Source organism: uncultured Hymenobacter sp. (assembly GCF_964242765.1).
Classification (GTDB): domain Bacteria; phylum Bacteroidota; class Bacteroidia; order Cytophagales; family Hymenobacteraceae; genus Hymenobacter.
In genome coordinates this window covers 61,990-78,946 of the sequence record NZ_CAXTBM010000003.1, presented here as the reverse complement: position 1 = coordinate 78,946, position 16,957 = coordinate 61,990, and the positions used below count along the sequence as shown (strand labels likewise).

General features: G+C 56.4%; 13 protein-coding genes, 1 tRNA gene and 1 pseudogene (1 of these 15 cut by a window edge). 6 read left to right on the top strand and 9 right to left on the bottom strand.

Annotated elements, in window-relative coordinates:
- Positions 1–58: 58 nt before the first annotated feature.
- A complete protein-coding gene (locus ACFE7X_RS02070) occupies positions 59–1,741 on the top strand; it encodes an NFACT RNA binding domain-containing protein (protein ID WP_375433996.1) in 1,683 nt (560 codons plus the stop codon).
- A 72-nt stretch (positions 1,742–1,813) separates the two neighbouring features.
- On the opposite strand, the gene ACFE7X_RS02065 is transcribed toward ACFE7X_RS02070, so the two are convergent.
- The 3 genes from ACFE7X_RS02065 to ACFE7X_RS02055 all read right to left on the bottom strand — a co-directional run bounded on the left by ACFE7X_RS02065 (position 1,814) and on the right by ACFE7X_RS02055 (position 2,919).
- Positions 1,814–1,895, bottom strand: a tRNA-Leu gene (locus ACFE7X_RS02065).
- Between the two features lie 81 nt (positions 1,896–1,976).
- Entirely contained in the window at positions 1,977–2,138 is a 162-nt protein-coding gene (locus ACFE7X_RS02060) for a hypothetical protein (protein WP_375433995.1), read from the bottom strand.
- Between the two features lie 121 nt (positions 2,139–2,259).
- Positions 2,260–2,919, bottom strand: coding sequence for a Dps family protein (locus ACFE7X_RS02055; protein WP_375433994.1), 660 nt, complete (start codon positions 2,917–2,919; stop codon positions 2,260–2,262).
- A 128-nt stretch (positions 2,920–3,047) separates the two neighbouring features.
- On the opposite strand from ACFE7X_RS02055, the gene ACFE7X_RS02050 reads away from it, so the two are divergent.
- The gene (locus tag ACFE7X_RS02050) at positions 3,048–3,755 is read left to right on the top strand and encodes a VIT1/CCC1 transporter family protein (RefSeq protein WP_375433993.1); all 708 of its coding nucleotides are present in this window, start codon (positions 3,048–3,050) and stop codon (positions 3,753–3,755) included.
- Positions 3,756–3,935: 180 nt separating this feature from the next.
- Positions 3,936–4,469, top strand: a complete 534-nt coding sequence (locus ACFE7X_RS02045) for an MOSC domain-containing protein (RefSeq protein WP_375433992.1) — start codon at positions 3,936–3,938, stop codon at positions 4,467–4,469.
- Positions 4,470–4,589: 120 nt separating this feature from the next.
- Here the strand turns inward: ACFE7X_RS02045 and ACFE7X_RS02040 are convergent, their stop codons facing one another.
- The 3 genes from ACFE7X_RS02040 to ACFE7X_RS02030 form a co-directional block, all read right to left on the bottom strand.
- Positions 4,590–5,387: a DUF2490 domain-containing protein gene (locus tag ACFE7X_RS02040; RefSeq protein WP_375433991.1), complete on the bottom strand. Its 798-nt coding sequence runs from the start codon at positions 5,385–5,387 to the stop codon at positions 4,590–4,592.
- Positions 5,388–5,639: 252 nt separating this feature from the next.
- A complete protein-coding gene (locus ACFE7X_RS02035) occupies positions 5,640–7,043 on the bottom strand; it encodes an RtcB family protein (RefSeq protein ID WP_375433990.1) in 1,404 nt (467 codons plus the stop codon).
- A 1,717-nt stretch (positions 7,044–8,760) separates the two neighbouring features.
- A complete protein-coding gene (locus tag ACFE7X_RS02030) occupies positions 8,761–10,287 on the bottom strand; it encodes a TROVE domain-containing protein (protein ID WP_375433989.1) in 1,527 nt (508 codons plus the stop codon).
- Between the two features lie 1,198 nt (positions 10,288–11,485).
- Here ACFE7X_RS02030 and ACFE7X_RS02025 point away from each other — a divergent pair.
- Entirely contained in the window at positions 11,486–12,388 is a 903-nt protein-coding gene (locus ACFE7X_RS02025; protein WP_375433988.1) for a histone deacetylase, read from the top strand.
- A gap of 51 nt (positions 12,389–12,439) precedes the next feature.
- A complete protein-coding gene (locus ACFE7X_RS02020) occupies positions 12,440–13,462 on the top strand; it encodes a hypothetical protein (RefSeq protein ID WP_375433987.1) in 1,023 nt (340 codons plus the stop codon).
- Positions 13,463–13,489: 27 nt separating this feature from the next.
- On the opposite strand, the gene ACFE7X_RS02015 is transcribed toward ACFE7X_RS02020, so the two are convergent.
- Together ACFE7X_RS02015 and ACFE7X_RS02010 are read right to left on the bottom strand one after the other, a co-directional pair.
- Positions 13,490–14,431 carry an alpha/beta hydrolase gene (locus tag ACFE7X_RS02015; protein WP_375433986.1) on the bottom strand — a complete coding sequence of 314 codons (942 nt, stop codon included), beginning with the start codon at positions 14,429–14,431 and terminating at the stop codon, positions 13,490–13,492.
- Positions 14,432–14,462: 31 nt separating this feature from the next.
- Positions 14,463–15,053, bottom strand: a complete 591-nt coding sequence (locus ACFE7X_RS02010) for a TetR/AcrR family transcriptional regulator (protein WP_375433985.1) — start codon at positions 15,051–15,053, stop codon at positions 14,463–14,465.
- Between the two features lie 517 nt (positions 15,054–15,570).
- Between ACFE7X_RS02010 and ACFE7X_RS02005 the strand changes: the two genes are divergently transcribed.
- Entirely contained in the window at positions 15,571–16,590 is a 1,020-nt protein-coding gene (locus tag ACFE7X_RS02005; protein WP_375433984.1) for an N-acetylmuramoyl-L-alanine amidase, read from the top strand.
- Between the two features lie 101 nt (positions 16,591–16,691).
- Here ACFE7X_RS02005 and msrB read toward each other — a convergent pair.
- Positions 16,692–16,957, bottom strand: a pseudogene (gene msrB / locus ACFE7X_RS02000) (peptide-methionine (R)-S-oxide reductase MsrB) (it continues 160 nt past the right edge of the window).

The window sequence follows — 16,957 nt, the reverse complement described above, 5'->3', positions numbered from 1 at the left end:
CTATTATACCAGGCACCGCAAACGTCACCGCAAAGAAACTCGTCAAGCACACTCTTGCATGCACAACAATTACTACTTCCTGCGCCAGTTGGCCCCGGCTCTTACTCGTCAGCTAGCTGGTTATAAAGTCGTGACGTGCTTTTCGCAGGAGAAAGATGAGTTGGTAATAGGGTTGACCAACGGCACAGCAGACTTTTGGCTGCGGGCCCAGCTTTCTGCCGCCTTCACGGTGCTGGCGCTACCTGAAACTTTCCACCGTGCCCGCACTAATTCTGTGGATTTGCTGCCGGACCTGTTAGGCCAGGAAGTAGCGGAGGTAAGTGCCCTGCCAAATGACCGGATACTCCAGCTACGCTTCCAAAGCGGCGCTACGCTGCTGCTAAAGCTATACGGTCCGCGTCCTAATGCCATTTTTCGCCTCACCCCCGATGCGCCCGCCGAGCTGTTTCACCAACGCTACACGGCCGACGCTGACATTCCGCCATTGTTGGCCGTAACCCCTACCCCACTTGTTGGAGAAGCGGGGCGAGCAGGCTCAAGTACCAACTCAAACCAGAAGGAGCCTGATTCAGCATCAACAGATGTAGAGTTGGCAGAATCGGAAGGTGAAGTCCCGGCGGCGCAAGAAATGCTGAATCCGCTTAAGCGCTATCCGGCTCTGGCCGACTTGCCTACCCGCTACCTCCGGGCTCACGGCTACGACCCCGCCCCGCTGGCTGTCAAAGAGCAGTTGGTTCGGGAAGTGCTGCATCAGTTAGAACATCCTACCGAGTTTTACTTGACGGCTGTAGAAGGGCGTACCCGCTTAAGTTTATTGCCCGTCGGCGAGGTGGAACGCACCCTCCCCCCCGACCCAGTAGCGGCGTTGCGCACCTTCGTGCCGTTAACGCTGAGCCGCCGCGCCCATGAAATGGAACTGCGGCAGGTCCGCCAGGTGCTGGAGCGCCGGGCCGACGAGGCCACGACTAGTGCCAGCATGGCCCGGACCCGGTTATATGCCCTGGAGCATACCGCTGGCTACCGCCAAACCGCTGACCTCATCATGGCGCATCTTAGTCAGATTCCGGCGGGAGCTAGCGGCGTAGAAGTGGTGGATTTCTACCAAGACAACCAGCTACGCACCATCAAACTTAAGCCGACGGAAACCCCTCAGCGTACTGCCCAGAATCTTTATCGCAAAGCCAAAAACCAGCAAATCGAAACCCGCCAGCTAACCGAGCGAGTGGAACGACGCGAAGCAGAAGCGCTTTGGTGCTTGGAACGACTGGAGGAACTAGAAAAGCTTCCCGCCGACCTGCGCGCTTTGCGTGCCTGGCGCAAACAGCACCAGCTAGAACCCGAAACCAAAGCCAAAGCTGCCCAAGAGCTACCTTTCAAAGTATTTGAAGACGGTGGCTTTACCATTCTTGTAGGCCGTAATGCCCAGAACAACGACTTGCTTACCCAACGCTACGCGCACAAAGACGACTTGTGGCTGCATGCCAAGGACGTAAGTGGCTCCCACGTGGTTATTCGGCACCGCGCGGGCCAGCCTGTACCAGAACCCGTGGTCGAACATGCCGCGCAATTAGCTGCCTGGTATTCGCGCCGCCAACATGATTCGCTTTGCCCAGTCACGGTTACGCCCAAGAAGTTTGTGCGCAAACCCAAAGGAGCATTGCCAGGCCAAGTGCTAGTGGAGCGCGAAAAGGTGGTGCTGGTAGTGCCTGCTAATCCGTTTGAGCGAAATGGGGTCTTATAAAAAGGAGAAGCTACTACGCTTTCAAAAACAAAAAGCCCGTTTCAGCTACCTGAAACGGGCTTTTACTTGGAGTGCGCGCGGGGAGATTCGAACTCCCACACCCGAAGGCACCACCCCCTCAAGATGGCGTGTCTACCAGTTTCACCACGTGCGCAGATGACGGCAAGCACTCCTTTACTCGTCGAAAACCGAAGCTTTCGGCCCTGCTGAGGCAACAGAGCGAGGACAAAAGTAGCTAGCCAAGGCGCTTGGTCCAAATCCGGCCGAGTATTTTTTGCTCATCGGGGCGCGTTCCGCCCAGCAGCAGCGAGGTTGCAGCCTCATTGTCAGCCGGAAAAGTGATTTCTACCCCGTCCAAATAATTTGAGTCGGCAATGATTTTTAGCGCATTATTCATGCATCCTAAGGGATGCTAGTCTGCTAAAGTTGACCCGATGACGTGTGCGGTAGGGAACGAGTACAAAAAAGGCCCTGGTCCGAAGATCAGAGCCTTTCCGTAAGACAGTGAATCGGGTGGCTTACTCGGCCCGAACCAGTGGCGTGTCCACTACGTGTTCGGAAACGAACCATACTTGTAGCTCGTTGGTACGCATCACGTCGCTGACTACCACATCATTGGTACCATCGTCGCCCGCGTCAGCGGCAGTTTTGGCGTACTCATGGCAGTTTTTGAGGATGATCTGGTGGGCCTCCAATAGCCGTGATACTTGCACGGGGGCCTCCTCCCGGTCGCGGGGCGGGCGGGGAATGCTGGTGAGCTCGGCTACGTCGTGGGCCATGGCCACGGCCACACCACCCAGGATCTGGATGCGCTCGGCAATGATATCGACTAGGCCACTTTGCTCTTCATAGTGCTTGTCATAGAGCAAGTGCAATTGGTAGAAAGTAGGGCCTACTACCTGCCAATGGTGTTTTTTGTACAGGTCACGTAGTGTAATCGTGTCAGCCAGCAACTGGTTGAGGTTGGTTACACTTTGCTGACGAGTGTCGGTATCGAGCCCAATGGGTAGGCGCTGCGACACAGTGCCAAATTTCTGCAAAGCAGCAGGCGCGTCGAACTGCTGATTCATCACCGGCTGCAGTATGGGCGTTGCACGACCATTAGACGATGCCTGCTCAGTAGAGGAAGCCGCTTTTTTGGTGGCAGCAGAAGTTTTAGTGGCGGGAGCTTTGGCCATGGTACTTGGAAGAAGAAAAGAATATAGTCAGAAGAATAAGCTGTTGGTTGGTTTACTCAACCGCACAGCCGATGGTTATTACGCACAAACAAGCTTCAGGTTAGTGCACAGACTATATTTACTTCCTTATGCCACACCCCCATTCGCACCCGCACCCCGAACAACACCTAGCTAGTTCGGCCATGCTGCAGGACATAGTTATTGGCCTCTCCGATGGGCTTACGGTGCCTTTTGCTTTGGCCGCAGGCCTGAGCGGAGCCGTCGATTCCTCGGAGTTGGTAATAACGGCAGGCCTGGCCGAAATTGTAGCGGGCTCGATTGCCATGGGGCTTGGCGGCTACCTGGCAGGCCGTACCGAGGTAGAACATTACCAGGCCGAATTGGCCCGCGAGTACCAGGAGGTGCGCGAAGTGCCGCATGTAGAACGGGCCGAGGTAGAAGATCTGCTAGCTGAAATCGGCCTCTCAGAAACGACCCGCAAGCTGGCTGTAGCCGAACTAACCGCCGACCCCAACCAGTGGGTACGGTTTATGATGAAGTACGAACTCGGCTTGGAGCAACCCGACCCCAAGCAAGCACCCAAAAGCGCGGCCACTATTAGCCTGGCGTACGCAGCAGGCGGATTGATTCCGCTGAGTGCCTATTTTTTCACTGCCACTCCCAACCAAGGGCTTTTGTGGTCGGCCGTTATCACGCTGCTCTGTTTATTATTATTCGGCTACTTGAAAAGCCGCCTAATAGGTCAGCCACCACTTGGCGGAGCTTTCAAGATGGCGGGCATTGGAGCCCTGGCAGCAGTAGCAGCGTTTGGGGTCGCCAAATTAATTTCCTCATAAACTGGGTAAGACTACCCCGGCTTTCTTGTTACTTCAAGGATTGAAGACGCTGCCGCCATTGTGTTTCAAAACCCGGTTAGTTCATTTGAAAGCGGTAGAATTGCTGGCGTTCTTCTCTACTGACGACGTTCTTCGGCGAAACGAATTCGTATAATTTCTCCTAGCCTCACGCCTGAGCATATGCCTTTCCCATTCTTCGGCGACGATAAGTCAACTATTGCAACTCTTTTGAGCACCTTACCCCAAACTGGCCGCCTAGCCTGGATAGGCTTACGGCCCCTGCGGCGGGAAGCAGTACTTTCGGTGCCCGAAGCTACTGCCGAAACCGACCGTCATCTGCAAGGCGACCATGCCCGGCCCAAAACCGGTGGCAAACGGCAGGTTACGCTCATTCAGGGTGAGCACTTAGCTGCCGTAGCGGGCTATTTGGGCCATGATTCGCCGCTCGACCCCGCGCGCCTACGCCGCAACTTGGTGGTAAGCGGCCTAAACCTACTGGCGCTCAAAAATCGCCGGATTCAGATTGGCGATGAGGTATTGCTGGACATCACGGGCGAGTGCCATCCTTGCTCCCGAATGGAAGAAGAGCTAGGCCCTGGTGGCTACAATGCCATGCGCGGGCACGGCGGCATGACGGCCCGCATTGTGCAAGGAGGAGTGCTCCGGGTAGGTGACGAAGTGCGGGTGGTAGCTACGCAGCCAGATACAGAGTAGTCTTCTGTTGAACTTAGGAAGTTACATCCTCATGAAGAGGTCTGTTTACCACAACAAAAATCAGGTACCCAGAGTAGTTTTCAACGGATTAGTTCCGGGCGCCTTTCCGAAACTAGCTAGCTAATCCTGCTGCGAGGGGAGCCGCTCGGGGGCGGCGCCAGTGGACTTGCGTGCAATCCGGTAGGCAAGGGCTACCACGATGTTGCGTTTGGCAGAGGTGCTTTGTGGAACAAACTGACCTTGCCCAAAAGTAGGCGCACTATAGTTGGCTTGGTTCACCCAGCCCATTTGCAGCGTCAGGTGGCTGTTGACCTGATAGCCCGCCCCGAGGTAGATGCGGTTGCGCTCTAGCACCGGACCTTTGGGGTTAAGAAAAATTTCGTCGTAAGCGGAAATGAATACGGTGCCCGGCCCGATGGCTTTGCGGTTGAGCGGGTAAAACGCATTGAGCCGGTAGCGTAGGCGTTGGCGGAAGGAGGTGCTATCGTCGCGGAAGCGGAACCAGCGTTGCTCCACCCGGTACCGATGCTCTATTCTTAAGCGGCTGGTATACTGCGTTAATACGACTTGCTGCCAGAGGCGCCTCTCTACGTTCAGCGGACCCGCGGGACGGTCTTGGTAGTCGGAGGTAGCGTAGCGGCCACCGCCCAACAGCACCGTGAAGTTCTTGTCGAGGTCGAAGCTAACGCCGGCTTTTAACTCATTATAAAAGTATTGCCGGAATAGGGCGTTGGAGCGCGCCTGCGCTTCGGCAAAACCTCCCCACCGATGATCGGCGTTGCCCGGCAGTTGCAACGTCCCGATCAACCAAGTGCCCCAAGGCGGCGTGGAGTTAGGTGGCGACTGCGCCAAAAGCGAGGAATTGTTGATAATTAGTAATGCAGCAGTGAAACTCGCAACCAGGAAAGCTTTATTCATTGGTAAAATCAGCCGATTCGGGCAAAAACAAGACACTGGCTCAGTATCTATCAGGTTCCAAAGTTCTGGAACTTACGCTTTACGATTGATGAGGGCTAGTTGATGTAGTCATTGCAGCTATATCTGCCAGGCACCTTGATACCTGGTTGCGGTGCCGCTCCGAAGCACAGAACCCCTGCATGTATAGGGTTGCCGCTCGATTTACCTCCAGACCACAAAACGGCCTCAACCAATGGCTGAGGCCGTTTTGTGTTAGGCGCCACCTTCCATTCGCACGATGCGCGGGGTGAAAGAACCAAGCACATCCACCAGCTCGGTTTGGCTGGCCATGACGGCTCGAATATCCTTGTAGGCTTGCGGTGCTTCGTCGAGGCCACCCCCGATCAGCTCGATATTGTGCTGCTGGAGGTAGCGTTTCACCTCGGCTTCGCCTAGCTCCAGCTTAGCCCGGGTGCGCGACATGGCCCGGCCGGCGCCATGCGAAGCCGAAGCCAACGAGGCCGCGTTGCCCCGGCCACGCACGATGAAGCCAAGAGCCGTCATCGAGCCAGGAATGATGCCGAGCACACCTTGGCCGGCGGGCGTCGCGCCCTTACGGTGTACAATTACCTCTCGGCCATCTGCGAGTTGCTCTTTCCAGGCGAAGTTATGGTGGTTTTCCACTTTGGCTAGGGGCCGCTCACCGAGGGCTTTGGCCAGGCGCTGGTGAATCTGGTGGTGGCAGGCCGAAGCGAAGTCACCAGCCAAGTTCATAGCTGCCCAGTACTCCTGCCCGGCCTCGCTCTCGAGCGAAAGCCAAGCGAGGTGCTGCGCCTCCGCGGGCAGCTGGCATACGTCTTTGGCAAGTTTGGTGTAGTGATTCGCGACGCTGGCGCCCAAGCCCCGGGAGCCGGAGTGCGAAAGCAGCCCCAGGTACTCCCCCACCGGCACGTCCAGCTCGTTGTCGGGGTCAGTGATGTCGACGATGCCCCACTCCACGAAGTGGTTGCCGCCGCCCGACGTGCCAATTTGCTCGGCCGCGGTGGCTTGCTTGTTGCGCAGGAAGCCGATGTCCTGAAACTCGGCGCGGTCCAGCACGGCATGGCCGAGCTTCTGGCCCCGCTGGAAGCCCTGCTTGTTGCCGAACCGGGTGTTGTCGAGGAGCAACTTGCGTAGCTCCTGCACCCGCTGCTCCAGGTGCTTAGGCGGCAAGGCAAACACCGACAGCGCCATCCGGCATCCAATGTCGACGCCCACGGCGTAGGGAATGACGGCGTTATTTGTAGCCAGCACGCCCCCGATAGGCAAGCCGTAGCCGTGGTGAGCATCGGGCATGAGGGCGCCGGCAACGGTTACGGGCAGTTTCATGGCCGTTTCCATCTGGTGAATAGCCCCGTGCTCGATGTACTCGGCCCCGAACACGGCGTATTCCTTGCGCTCGGCCAGGGCAATATGGCGGCTCGGTGGCGGCAGCAACGCGGCGGCGGTATGGCTCCAGTCGAGGTCGGTGAGGAAATCGTTGGGCGTAGCCAGTAGGCGCTGTAACAGGGCCAGTTGGTCGGTTTGAGAGAGTTTTTTGAGGTGCTTGCGCTGCAATTGCGCTAGCGCCAGCCCGATGGCCCGACCTTCCGGGAAGCCAAGCTGCCGTAGGTCGTTGCCGCGTAAAAGATTGCCCATGAGAATGAGGATTGATTGTTAAGTAAATGAATTAGTGGAGGGTGCAGCGCGAAGCTTTGCTTGGCGTATCGTTGCACGCTTGGCGGTGGTGTAGTCTGGAAGCCAGCAACGATACGCCAAGCAAAGCTTCGTGCTACCCCCTTGTGTCACTGACGTTTGACAAAGCTTCTTCTAAACCCCGCAGCAACAGACGGCCGCGCAACGGGCCCACCGGCCCGACGTGACTGGTTCGGAGTAGCGCGCACCTACGGCATCCGCAGAAGAGAAGCAGGAGTCGGGAAGGGTAAAAAACGGCTAGCCGTTTGCGTATCGGACGAAGTAAGGCTAGCCTACGGCACCTTCCCTTTCTTTTGTAACCGGAACCTGACAGGGCAACAAACCGCGAAGCCTTTTGCTATCTATGTGCTCTAACCAACTGAGCTACTGCACTTGCGGCAGGTGGGGCTCGAACCCACGACCTCATAATTCTGAACGAAGTACGGCTTCGCTACGACACCTGCCAGGTAAAACGATGCACGGGGCAACCAGCGCCAAGCCTCCAAAACCTGCTCTGCCACTTGAGCTACAGCGCCACCAGGCGGCGGCACCAGCAGGACTCGAACCTGCAACCTGGGCGTTAAAAGCGCGAAGTATGGCCCAGTTACGGCACCCGTACAAGGGCAATAAGTATTGGGGTAAAATGTGGCAGCCGTTTTTATAGCGCGTCTACCAATTTCGCCACTCACAGCTTTGCCGGCCATGAGGCAGGACTCGAACCTGCACATCCATACGAAACTACACCGAAGTATCGGCTACCTACGACACCCAATACCGTTACTGATTTCCTGTGGCTTCCCGATGATTTCTAGATGGGCAACAGGCGCTAGCCAACTGGTCTTGCCCTACCAATTCCCGGCGCAATACTTTGCAGTATCACTTCGGGAGTCGAACCCGCGACAAGACCTATTTGGTGGCGAAGTAAGGCTAGCTTACGGCACCCAGCAGGAAACCAGAGGAAACCAACAAGAAAGGTCTGCTGGGGTAAAAGGTGAAAAGCGTTGGCCCTAAGCCATTCTGCTCTACCTGCCTGAGCTACAGCCCGGTCTTAAACCAATGTCGGGCTGATACGATTCGAACGTACGACCCGAAGTAATGCTTTTCTACGACACCCAGCAGGGTGATTTCTCAGCTGAACCCACCAACTTCAGGGCAACAGGCGACCGGCGTAATGTCCACAACCGAAATTGTGGAGTGGGACTCGAACCCGGCAGACTGCCCGAAGAGAATCTGCTTCACCAGCGAAGTAACGCCCGCCTACGGCACCTGAAGTGGTGGCTCAGCTGGTTTGGAACGGCGAGCCGAAGCTAAACTACTCCGGCTACCTACCGTTCCGGCTGGCGGCTGCCGCGATGTGGTCAGCCGCCTTCCCAATTATAATAACGCAAGAATTATCATGACTATTACATGTTTCGTGAAGAAAATTTTTCAATCAGCAACTGTGGAGGTCATTTATTGGCTGTTTTTAGGGGTTTGATTTACACTCCGCTATACTCTTGCTTCTCAATGGAGTAGCCCTCTATACCTGCACTTAGTTAGGTTGTTTTCCAAAGTCAGAACATTTCGTGCTGCGTTTTGGGCAATGGTTCATGGCGTAGCTGTAACAAGGTGGTACGGGCAGTAACCCGGGAGTGGCGGCAGCTTTCACTAGTTCGAATGCCACTCCCGGGGCCGCATATTGTTAGAAATCAATCGACTGGATTTCAGTGAGGGCGGAGCCACCGTTTTCGAGGGCTTCCAACACACTGAATACTTTGTCGGACCAGCCGGCTATCAGGACCACTCCGTTTTCGGCGCGAACGCCGAGGGGAGCGGTGCCGTGGCCGGCGAGGTCGAAGAGGTACAGCCGGGCCTGGGGCGCGACGGCGCGACGGTATTCCGCCCATTCCTGCGCTAAAGAAGAGCCGTCGCCGTTGCTGTTCCAGAGCTGCACGTCGGTGAACAGCATCACCTTATCCACCACTTCCTGGCGCTGGCGCAAGTCGCGCACCACCAGGTAGCCGTTGGTACTGTAGCCAACCTCGCCTTCGCGGCGGTAGAACTCGTCGACGTTGCGAAGCACCGACCCGCGAGGCAGGCTAATGCGCTTCCACTTGTCGCCGAACATACCGGCCGTGACGTGCTGGCAGCGGCTTTGCAGCAACATGCCCAGCACCAAGCTTACATCGTAGAGCAATACTTTGCTGCGCGGCGAGATAGGCGTTTGCATCGAGCTAGACACGTCGCAGGCGACTACCACGCGGGTTGCGGGGCCGAAACCGCGCAGGTTGGCGGCGCTGTGCGTAATAGCATCTTCCAGCGCCGTAAGCACCGCCGATACGTGGCCGTTTTGCAAGGTTTTCACCTCGCGGTACGCAGCCAAGTAGCGGAAAGGCATCTGCTTGCTACGCGCTACCGCTGCCCGGTCGGAGAGCGTGGCGCACACTTCCACCACGGCCTCCGCCGACACGTCGGCTTCGAGGATGTTGCGCAGGTTGCGCAGCAAGGCCATGTAGCCAAGTTTGCCGCTGGCAATCAGGGCTTCCCACTTCTGGCGAAAAGCCGCCGTACGCTCCGCAGGTGTAGCGTAGGTGCCCTGCCCGAGTGCCGACAATTCGGTTTCCCAAGTGAAGGGCGTGGGCAAGGTACCCGCTACTAACTGGTTGAAGAGCACTTGCTGCGCCTCGTTGCGGGGCGTGGGGTGCACCAAGAACAAGGCGTCGCGCAGCCGTACGGCCCCGGCCCGGTCGTACTTGGCCAACTGGTAGCCGTCGAAACGGTTGAAGCTGGTGGCCAAGCCTTTTTGTACTTGCTTGGAGAGGCGGTTGAGGGTTTTCACCCCTGTCCGTTGGTTGGCCCGGGCATAGTACGCCAGCAACTCCGTGATTTCGTCGGGGCGCTGCACGATGCGGGCCACCAAGCAACTCACGAGGTTGTCGCCGCGGTGCAGGCGAGCCAGCTCCACGGCCAGTACCAAGGGCACCGAGCGCAAGTACATCTGCTCGCGGGCGTACACCGCCAGCTGCGCCACAAACGTGGGGTCGTTACGGGCCACTAACTCGCGCAAGCGGGTTAGCCGCGTGTCGACTTTCTCATAGAACTGGTCGCTGAGAGCAGCTGTGGCAACGGCGGCGTACAGCTCCAATTGTGGCGTGAGCGTGAAAGCGGCGGCACCTTCGTGGTTTACAGCGTTAGGTTGTGCTTTGCGAAAAGTAAAATTGAAACGCATGGTGCTTTTATTTAATAGTGGTGATTAAGTAGTAACCGGCTTTTCTTTTATATATCCCACCCGAATTCGCATTGGATCTATTTATTAAATATTCTATCAATATTAATTGAGCATACTTCTCCCGTGACAGATAAATTAATTTCATCTGAATAAATAGCATGAAAAAAGCCCGACTTCTAGGAGAAGCCGGGCTTTTTCACGGATACGTTACGAGGAATTTACCTACGCGAATCGTTCAACGAAAAATCCCGGCCATACCAGTTCCACGCGCGGCTACTATGCCGTTTGCTAAGTGGTTGATATAGGAAGCTATCTGATGGCAGATGCATGGCTGAAGGAATGTAAAGGGCTGAAAACAAACCACCCGAACCTTATGGGTTCGGGTGGCGGAAGTATCAGAATAAATCTGCTACTACTTAGCTATACCGAACCGCACATGAAACCATTGGCTTCCTGTCGTCTTGCTTACTGATATAATTAAAGTGGCGTAGCATGGGTTGTTGTGTTTAGTGTGACAAATATGGGAGGAGTTTTTGTATTCACCAAAATACATTTCAAAATATTTTAATTTATTTTTTATTTAGAATGATTTGAAAGCAATAAATACTAACAATGACATACACTATTTCCCAAGCAGAGCTTTGAATAGTAGGAAGTAAAAACACCTTGTATAATCAAGTTATCCATTTCTTGATTTCTTGGAATCAACTAGTACGCATCATTTGAAAATTCGCGTACTGAATTTGCTGTACTTGAGTACTTGAGTTAAGGTTAGCGAACTAAACAATTATAGCCGTTTCGAGAACGGTGTAGAGACGCGACACTTCGCGTCTTGGCGTTGAACGAGTTCGGCAGATGGCCCGGACGCGGAAACGCGAAGTGTTGCGTCTCTACAGCCCGCGTAGACCAGCCATGAAACCGCTATAGTTTTCTTATCTCAGTTGAGGGTCAAGGAGTAGTTTGGCAATGGCAGCGCGCGCGATGCTTCGACAAGCATAGTAGGACGGGCTTATAGGTCATTCCAAAGGGGCGCAACTACTCCAAGTCCTCACCTGAGGAAAATTAGTTTCCCAACTCTTCGAGCTTAGCTATAGAAAGAACAAATAGGCTGCGTTGGTACATGCGGTGCTTTGGTTCTGCTTCCGCTCGACGTTGCTTGTTTTGCGTACTCTGTTGTGTATTCCTCCTAGCTGCTTGCATGCCCCGCCTTGCCACTTCCGAACGTTATAGCATCAGTTTGCCGAACGGCCACCGTTTTCCCATTGCCAAGTACGAACTGATTCGGGAACAACTGTTGTGGCAGGGCATTGCGCCAGCGGAGGACTTCTATGACCCGGGCTTGTGCCCGGAGGAAGACATTTTGCGCGTGCACTCGGTGGAGTATTGGCATCGGGTGCGCGACCTGCGCCTCTCCCCTACCGAAGTGCGCCGGCTTGGCTTGCCGCAAAGCCCGGAATTGGTGCGCCGTTCCTTGAGCAGCGTGGCCGGCACGGTACAATCGGCGCGGTGGGCACTGCGCGACGGAATTGGGATGAGTTTGGCGGGTGGCACGCACCACGCATTTCGGGACCGGGGCGAAGGTTTTTGCGTGCTTAATGATATTGCCGTGGCCGCGATGCATTTGCTACACCATGAGTTGGCTAAGCAAATTTTGGTGGTGGACCTCGATGTGCACCAAGGCGACGGCACGGCCAGTATTTTTCGGGAGGAGCCGCGCGTGTTTACTTTCTCGATGCACGCCGGCGCCAACTATCCATTGCGCAAAGAACAATCCGACCGGGATGTGGCGTTGGACTTGGGCACCGAGGATGCCACGTATCTGGAAATTCTGCGCGCGAATCTGCCAGCCTTGCTCGACCAGGTGCAGCCCGATTTCATCTTCTTTCAGGCGGGCGTTGATGTGCTGGCTACCGACAAGCTCGGTAAACTGGCTCTCACGCCCGAAGGCTGCCGCCAGCGTGATGAATACGTGCTGCGGCTGTGCCAGGAACACCAATTACCGGTAGCAGTCAGCATGGGCGGCGGCTACTCCGAGCGACTCTCTGATATTGTAGACGCGCACTGCAACACGTTTCGGGTGGCGTATGAGGTATTTGGGTGAACCTAGCGGGGCTTCCCTCCTGTTCGATGACGCGCACCCTACCTTTGCCTCATGAATCTGCACAACCCCGCCACTGATTTACCCGCTGCTAACTCCTTACCAACGCTGACTTCGGGCGAAGCAGTGGGCACGCCGGCACAGCAGGCCTTTCGGGAGGCGGTACAGCAGGTGGAAGGCTTGCGCCAGCGATTGCGCGACTTAGAGGTGGAGCAGGCCGAAGCCCGGCGGCGCTATTGGCAGCAAGTAGGGCCCGGCGCCCGGGCGGTAGTGGAAGCACGGCGCGCCTTGTTTGCTCCGTTCGAAGAAGCTTTGCTTCTGCCCTACTTCAGCCGCGTCGAGGAGCGCCAAATCACAGAATTTATTCTTGGCAACGCGCGCTCCTTGCACAATCGGTTCGGAGAAGAAACCGCCGATATCGTACTGAAGTATGCTCCCAACCGCCGCGCCGCGGCCGAAGCGGAGGCAGCGCTTGCCGAGGAAAAGGCCCCCGACTTCTCTCCCAATCCAGATTCCGACCTGCCGCCACACGAGCAGGCCGCTGCGCATGCCCGCGCCCAGCGCAAAACGAAAGCGCAGAAAGCTCAAGAGGCTGCCGAAAAAACTGCGCGTGAAGAGCAGCAGCGCCTGCTTTCCAACACCAAAACCCTGTATCGGCAACTGGCCCGCACGCATCACCCCGACTTGGAGCGCGACCCAGCCACTCAAGCCCACAAGACGGTCCTGATGCAGCGCATCACCGAGGCCTACGAAGTGAACGACCTCTACACGCTGCTCCAACTCCTGTCGGAATCGGGGCCAGCCGCCAGCGCCGACGACGACGTGCTTGCCCGCTACACGCAGGCGCTGCACCAGCAGCAATTAGAACTCAAGCAACAACTCAACGAGTTGAAATACGGCGACAACGGCTTTAGTGGCAGCAGCGGCAAAAAGCGCGAAATGGAACTACGCCAACTCAAGCGCCACCTACGCGCCGAAGCGGACTACCTGGCGCATATCTTCCGGCTAATTCAGGAGCCCGAAGGCTTGCGAGAGGTACTGCGCGAACTATCCGCTAGCGGCCACGAAACGGTATAAAGCACTTTTACTCCAGCCAGTAAAGCTTCAAGTTAGAAACTCCACTACTTGCTCTAGCACGGCCGGGTCGCGCATGATACGGTTGTGGCCCAAGCCGGTAGTGGGCCGAAAATCCAGCGCCGGCCAGTTGGCGGCAATGGCTTCGCCGTCGGAAAAGGGCACGTTCAGGTCGTGGCGGTCGTGGAGAAGCATGGCTTGCTGCACGGGCAGGTGGCGGCCGGCTTCAATTAAGCTGAAGCTTTCGGCGTTGCGGTTGAATCGCTGCTGAATGAAGCTGCCCATACGATCTACCACGCTGTGGGGAAGGCAAAGCAAGTCGGCAAACCGCTCGGCTACGTTGCGGGTGCTGCTTGGGGCGCTCATCAGCACCAGACGCGGCAGCTTGCTCCCATCAAGCTGCTTGAAGTGCACCGGCACCCCAACCGTACAAGCCGCGCCGAAAGAATGCGCCACCACGCCATACACTGGCCCAATAGCATCGGCTACCACCTGCACCGCCCCAGCAAAGCTCACTAGTGTAGCTTGCCGCCCATCGGAGGCACCGTGGGCGGGGGCATCAAGAGCCACTACCCGGTAGCCCGCCGCCACAAGGCCCGTCGCCATATGGCCCCAAAAGCTGGCTCGATGCTCCCAACCGTGCACCAGCAGCACCGTACGCGCCCCGGTGGGGTTCCACTCGTAGTAAACCACGCGCCCACTACTGGCTTGCACTGAATGCGGCTGCGCCCCGGCCAGTGCCGCCGCTTCCCACGCCTTCACGGGTAGCCGACGCGGCGTGGTAAACAAGCGCCACACCGAGCGAAACGCCCATTCCCCCGACACGGCCGCTTGCAGCCGCAACTTTAGGCGTAAGAATTTCAGGCCGGGCGGCACCGATGGATATTGTACTTTCGCGGGGCGGACTGGAGCGGGCTCCAACAAAGTTTCCAATGGATAGAGGTCGGAGGCGGGCGAAAAGACGTTAACCATAACGAACACAGCTAGCGGGTTGAGAAATGATTTACTCCGGCAGCAGTTCTAGGCGCAACTGCTCGAAAACCAAGTAGAATTGACGCTCATCATGGACGCGGGCCATTTGAAGCGCACCAGCTAGCGTGGTCAGTACCTGGGCGGCTTTAGCTGCTGGCGGACCTTTGAACACTATGGTGCCGGCAGCGCGCCCTGCTTCTAGCACCCCGGCCAGAAACTCGGTTAGCTCCCGGGTTAAGAGGCGTAGTTCCTGCTGCATAGCTTCCGGGAGGGTCCGAAACTCGGCGGCCAATGAGCCGAACAGACATACTCGCTGCTCACTTTGCAAATGTCCGAGATACACTTCAAAAAGAGCCTCTAACTGCTCATGGGCCGGTAGTTCAGTGAGCCGGGGCAAGCCGCGCCACTTGTTTAGCCGTCTGCGCTGCCGCTGGATAATGGCCGTTCCCAAGTCTTCCTTGGATGGGAAATGATAATGAATAGCGGCAGGCTTCACCCCCAGTTCCTTGGCAATGTGCTGGTAACTAAACGCATTGAATCCGCGGCCAAGCAGCAGCTCTAATGCCAGATTGAGGATGCGGGTTCGGGTATCGGGTGCGAGTACTTCCGGCTGATTCGACATAACGCTCAAACGTACTTACTTAGTAGTAAGTAAGCAAATAGTATCAGAATTTTATACTTCGTTAACTACTTGAAAGCCTGCTCGTTCTTACCTACTGCCCCGGTTTGGGGCTACCGAAGAACATACTTTGTGGCTTACTACAGCAGGAAGTTGCTTGAACTCAAGCACGAAAAAACCGCCAGTTAGCACGTTGGTGCTGGCTGGCGGTTTGAAAGTTCCGCTGAAAATAAGTGTAGCATTCTTATCTGAAGCTATAATTTAGGAGGACAGAGGGCATCATCTACAAAGTACAATCTACTAGAAGTAGCACAGTTGCGGTGTGTCCTATCTGCTTGCCTTCTGCGAGGACAGCTCTGCCTGGCAAGGCTTGCTTCTGAACCTTGGAGCTTTATTCGAGTAATGATGTCACTTGAATGCACTCTCGCTCGTTTTTTAGTACTCTTGTTGTTTAGAACGCCCCTTGCCTTATTACCGCTACCTAGCTGCTTTGCGAACGGCCTTTCTCTTTCTCCTGCTTTTGCTGGCTTCTGCCCTAGCCTTTAGCCAAACCAAATACCGGCAAGTAGTAGCCCGCCGCGGCGACGGCACCCAAACTTTGTTACGCCGTTATGGCCTGGCTCCGGCCACTTATCTACGCTCGTTTCTAGCGCTGAACCGAGGTGCGCTCGGCAAAAACCAAAGCCTGGTTGCGGGCCGCAAGTACCGCCTCCCTCCTGTCGTGCGCCGCACGGCAAGCAACACGCGCCCCCTTCAGCCGCGGACTGCTGCCCGTGCTGCCACGGTAGTACCGAAAACGGTGGTGTTGCCACTGACCAGCTTTTTCGGCAAAGCCTACGACCAAACCAGACCCTCCGACGGACTTTTGCGCGGCGCGGTGTTCTACCTTTCATCCGGCCACGGCGGCCCCGACCCGGGTGCTATCGGCAAGTATGGCAGCTACTCGCTAGCCGAAGATGAGTATGCCTATGATGTGACGCTACGGCTGGCGCGGGTGCTTTACATGCACGGCGCGCTGGTCTACCTTATCATCCGCGACCCCAACGACGGTATCCGCGACCAGCCGGTGTTGCTCCCCGACTACGATGAAATTACGTATCCGAGCCTGACCATCCCGCGCAGCCAACTGGCCCGTTTGCGCCAACGCATCAATGCGGTGAATGCCATCTACCCCCGACACAAAGGGGCCTATCAGCGCTTCCTTGGTTTGCACGTGGACAGCCGCAGCGAAGGCAAGAACATTGACGTGTTCTTCTACCACAACTCCAACAGCGCGGTAGGCAAACGGCTGGCGCAAAACATTCACCGCACCTTCACCTCGCGTTATAAGCGCGCCCAACCCAATCGTCCTTATTCCGGCACGGTATCGGCCCGTAACTCTTTGTACGTGGTGCGCAACAGCCACGCCCCGGCCGTGTTCATGGAGCTCGGCAACATCCGCAACAACAAAGACCAGCGCCGCTTCCTCATCCCCGACAATCGCCAGGCCTTGGCCAACTGGATGTACGAAGGCATTCTGGCCGACTACCGGAGCCGCTAAGCTTGGTGTAGCGCGAAGCCTGCGCTTCGCGTATCGTTGTATGATGCCGGCCGTTGCAACAGCGCCCATCGTTCCTCGACACGCGAAGCGCAGGCTTCGCGCTACAGCTTAACCAAGCTTTCTGAGTTCATGCAGTAGCGCAGGCCGCTCGGCTCCGGTCCGTCCGGGAATACGTGGCCGAGGTGACCGTCGCAGACGTTGCAAAGAGCTTCTACGCGCTGCATATTGAAGCTCTCATCGAAGGCGTACTTGATGGCATTCTTAGTTATCGGCTGCGTGAAACTGGGCCAGCCCGATATGGCATGGTACTTCTCTTCGGAGTTGAATAACAGGCTACTACAGCCACGGCAAACATACACGCCGGGCT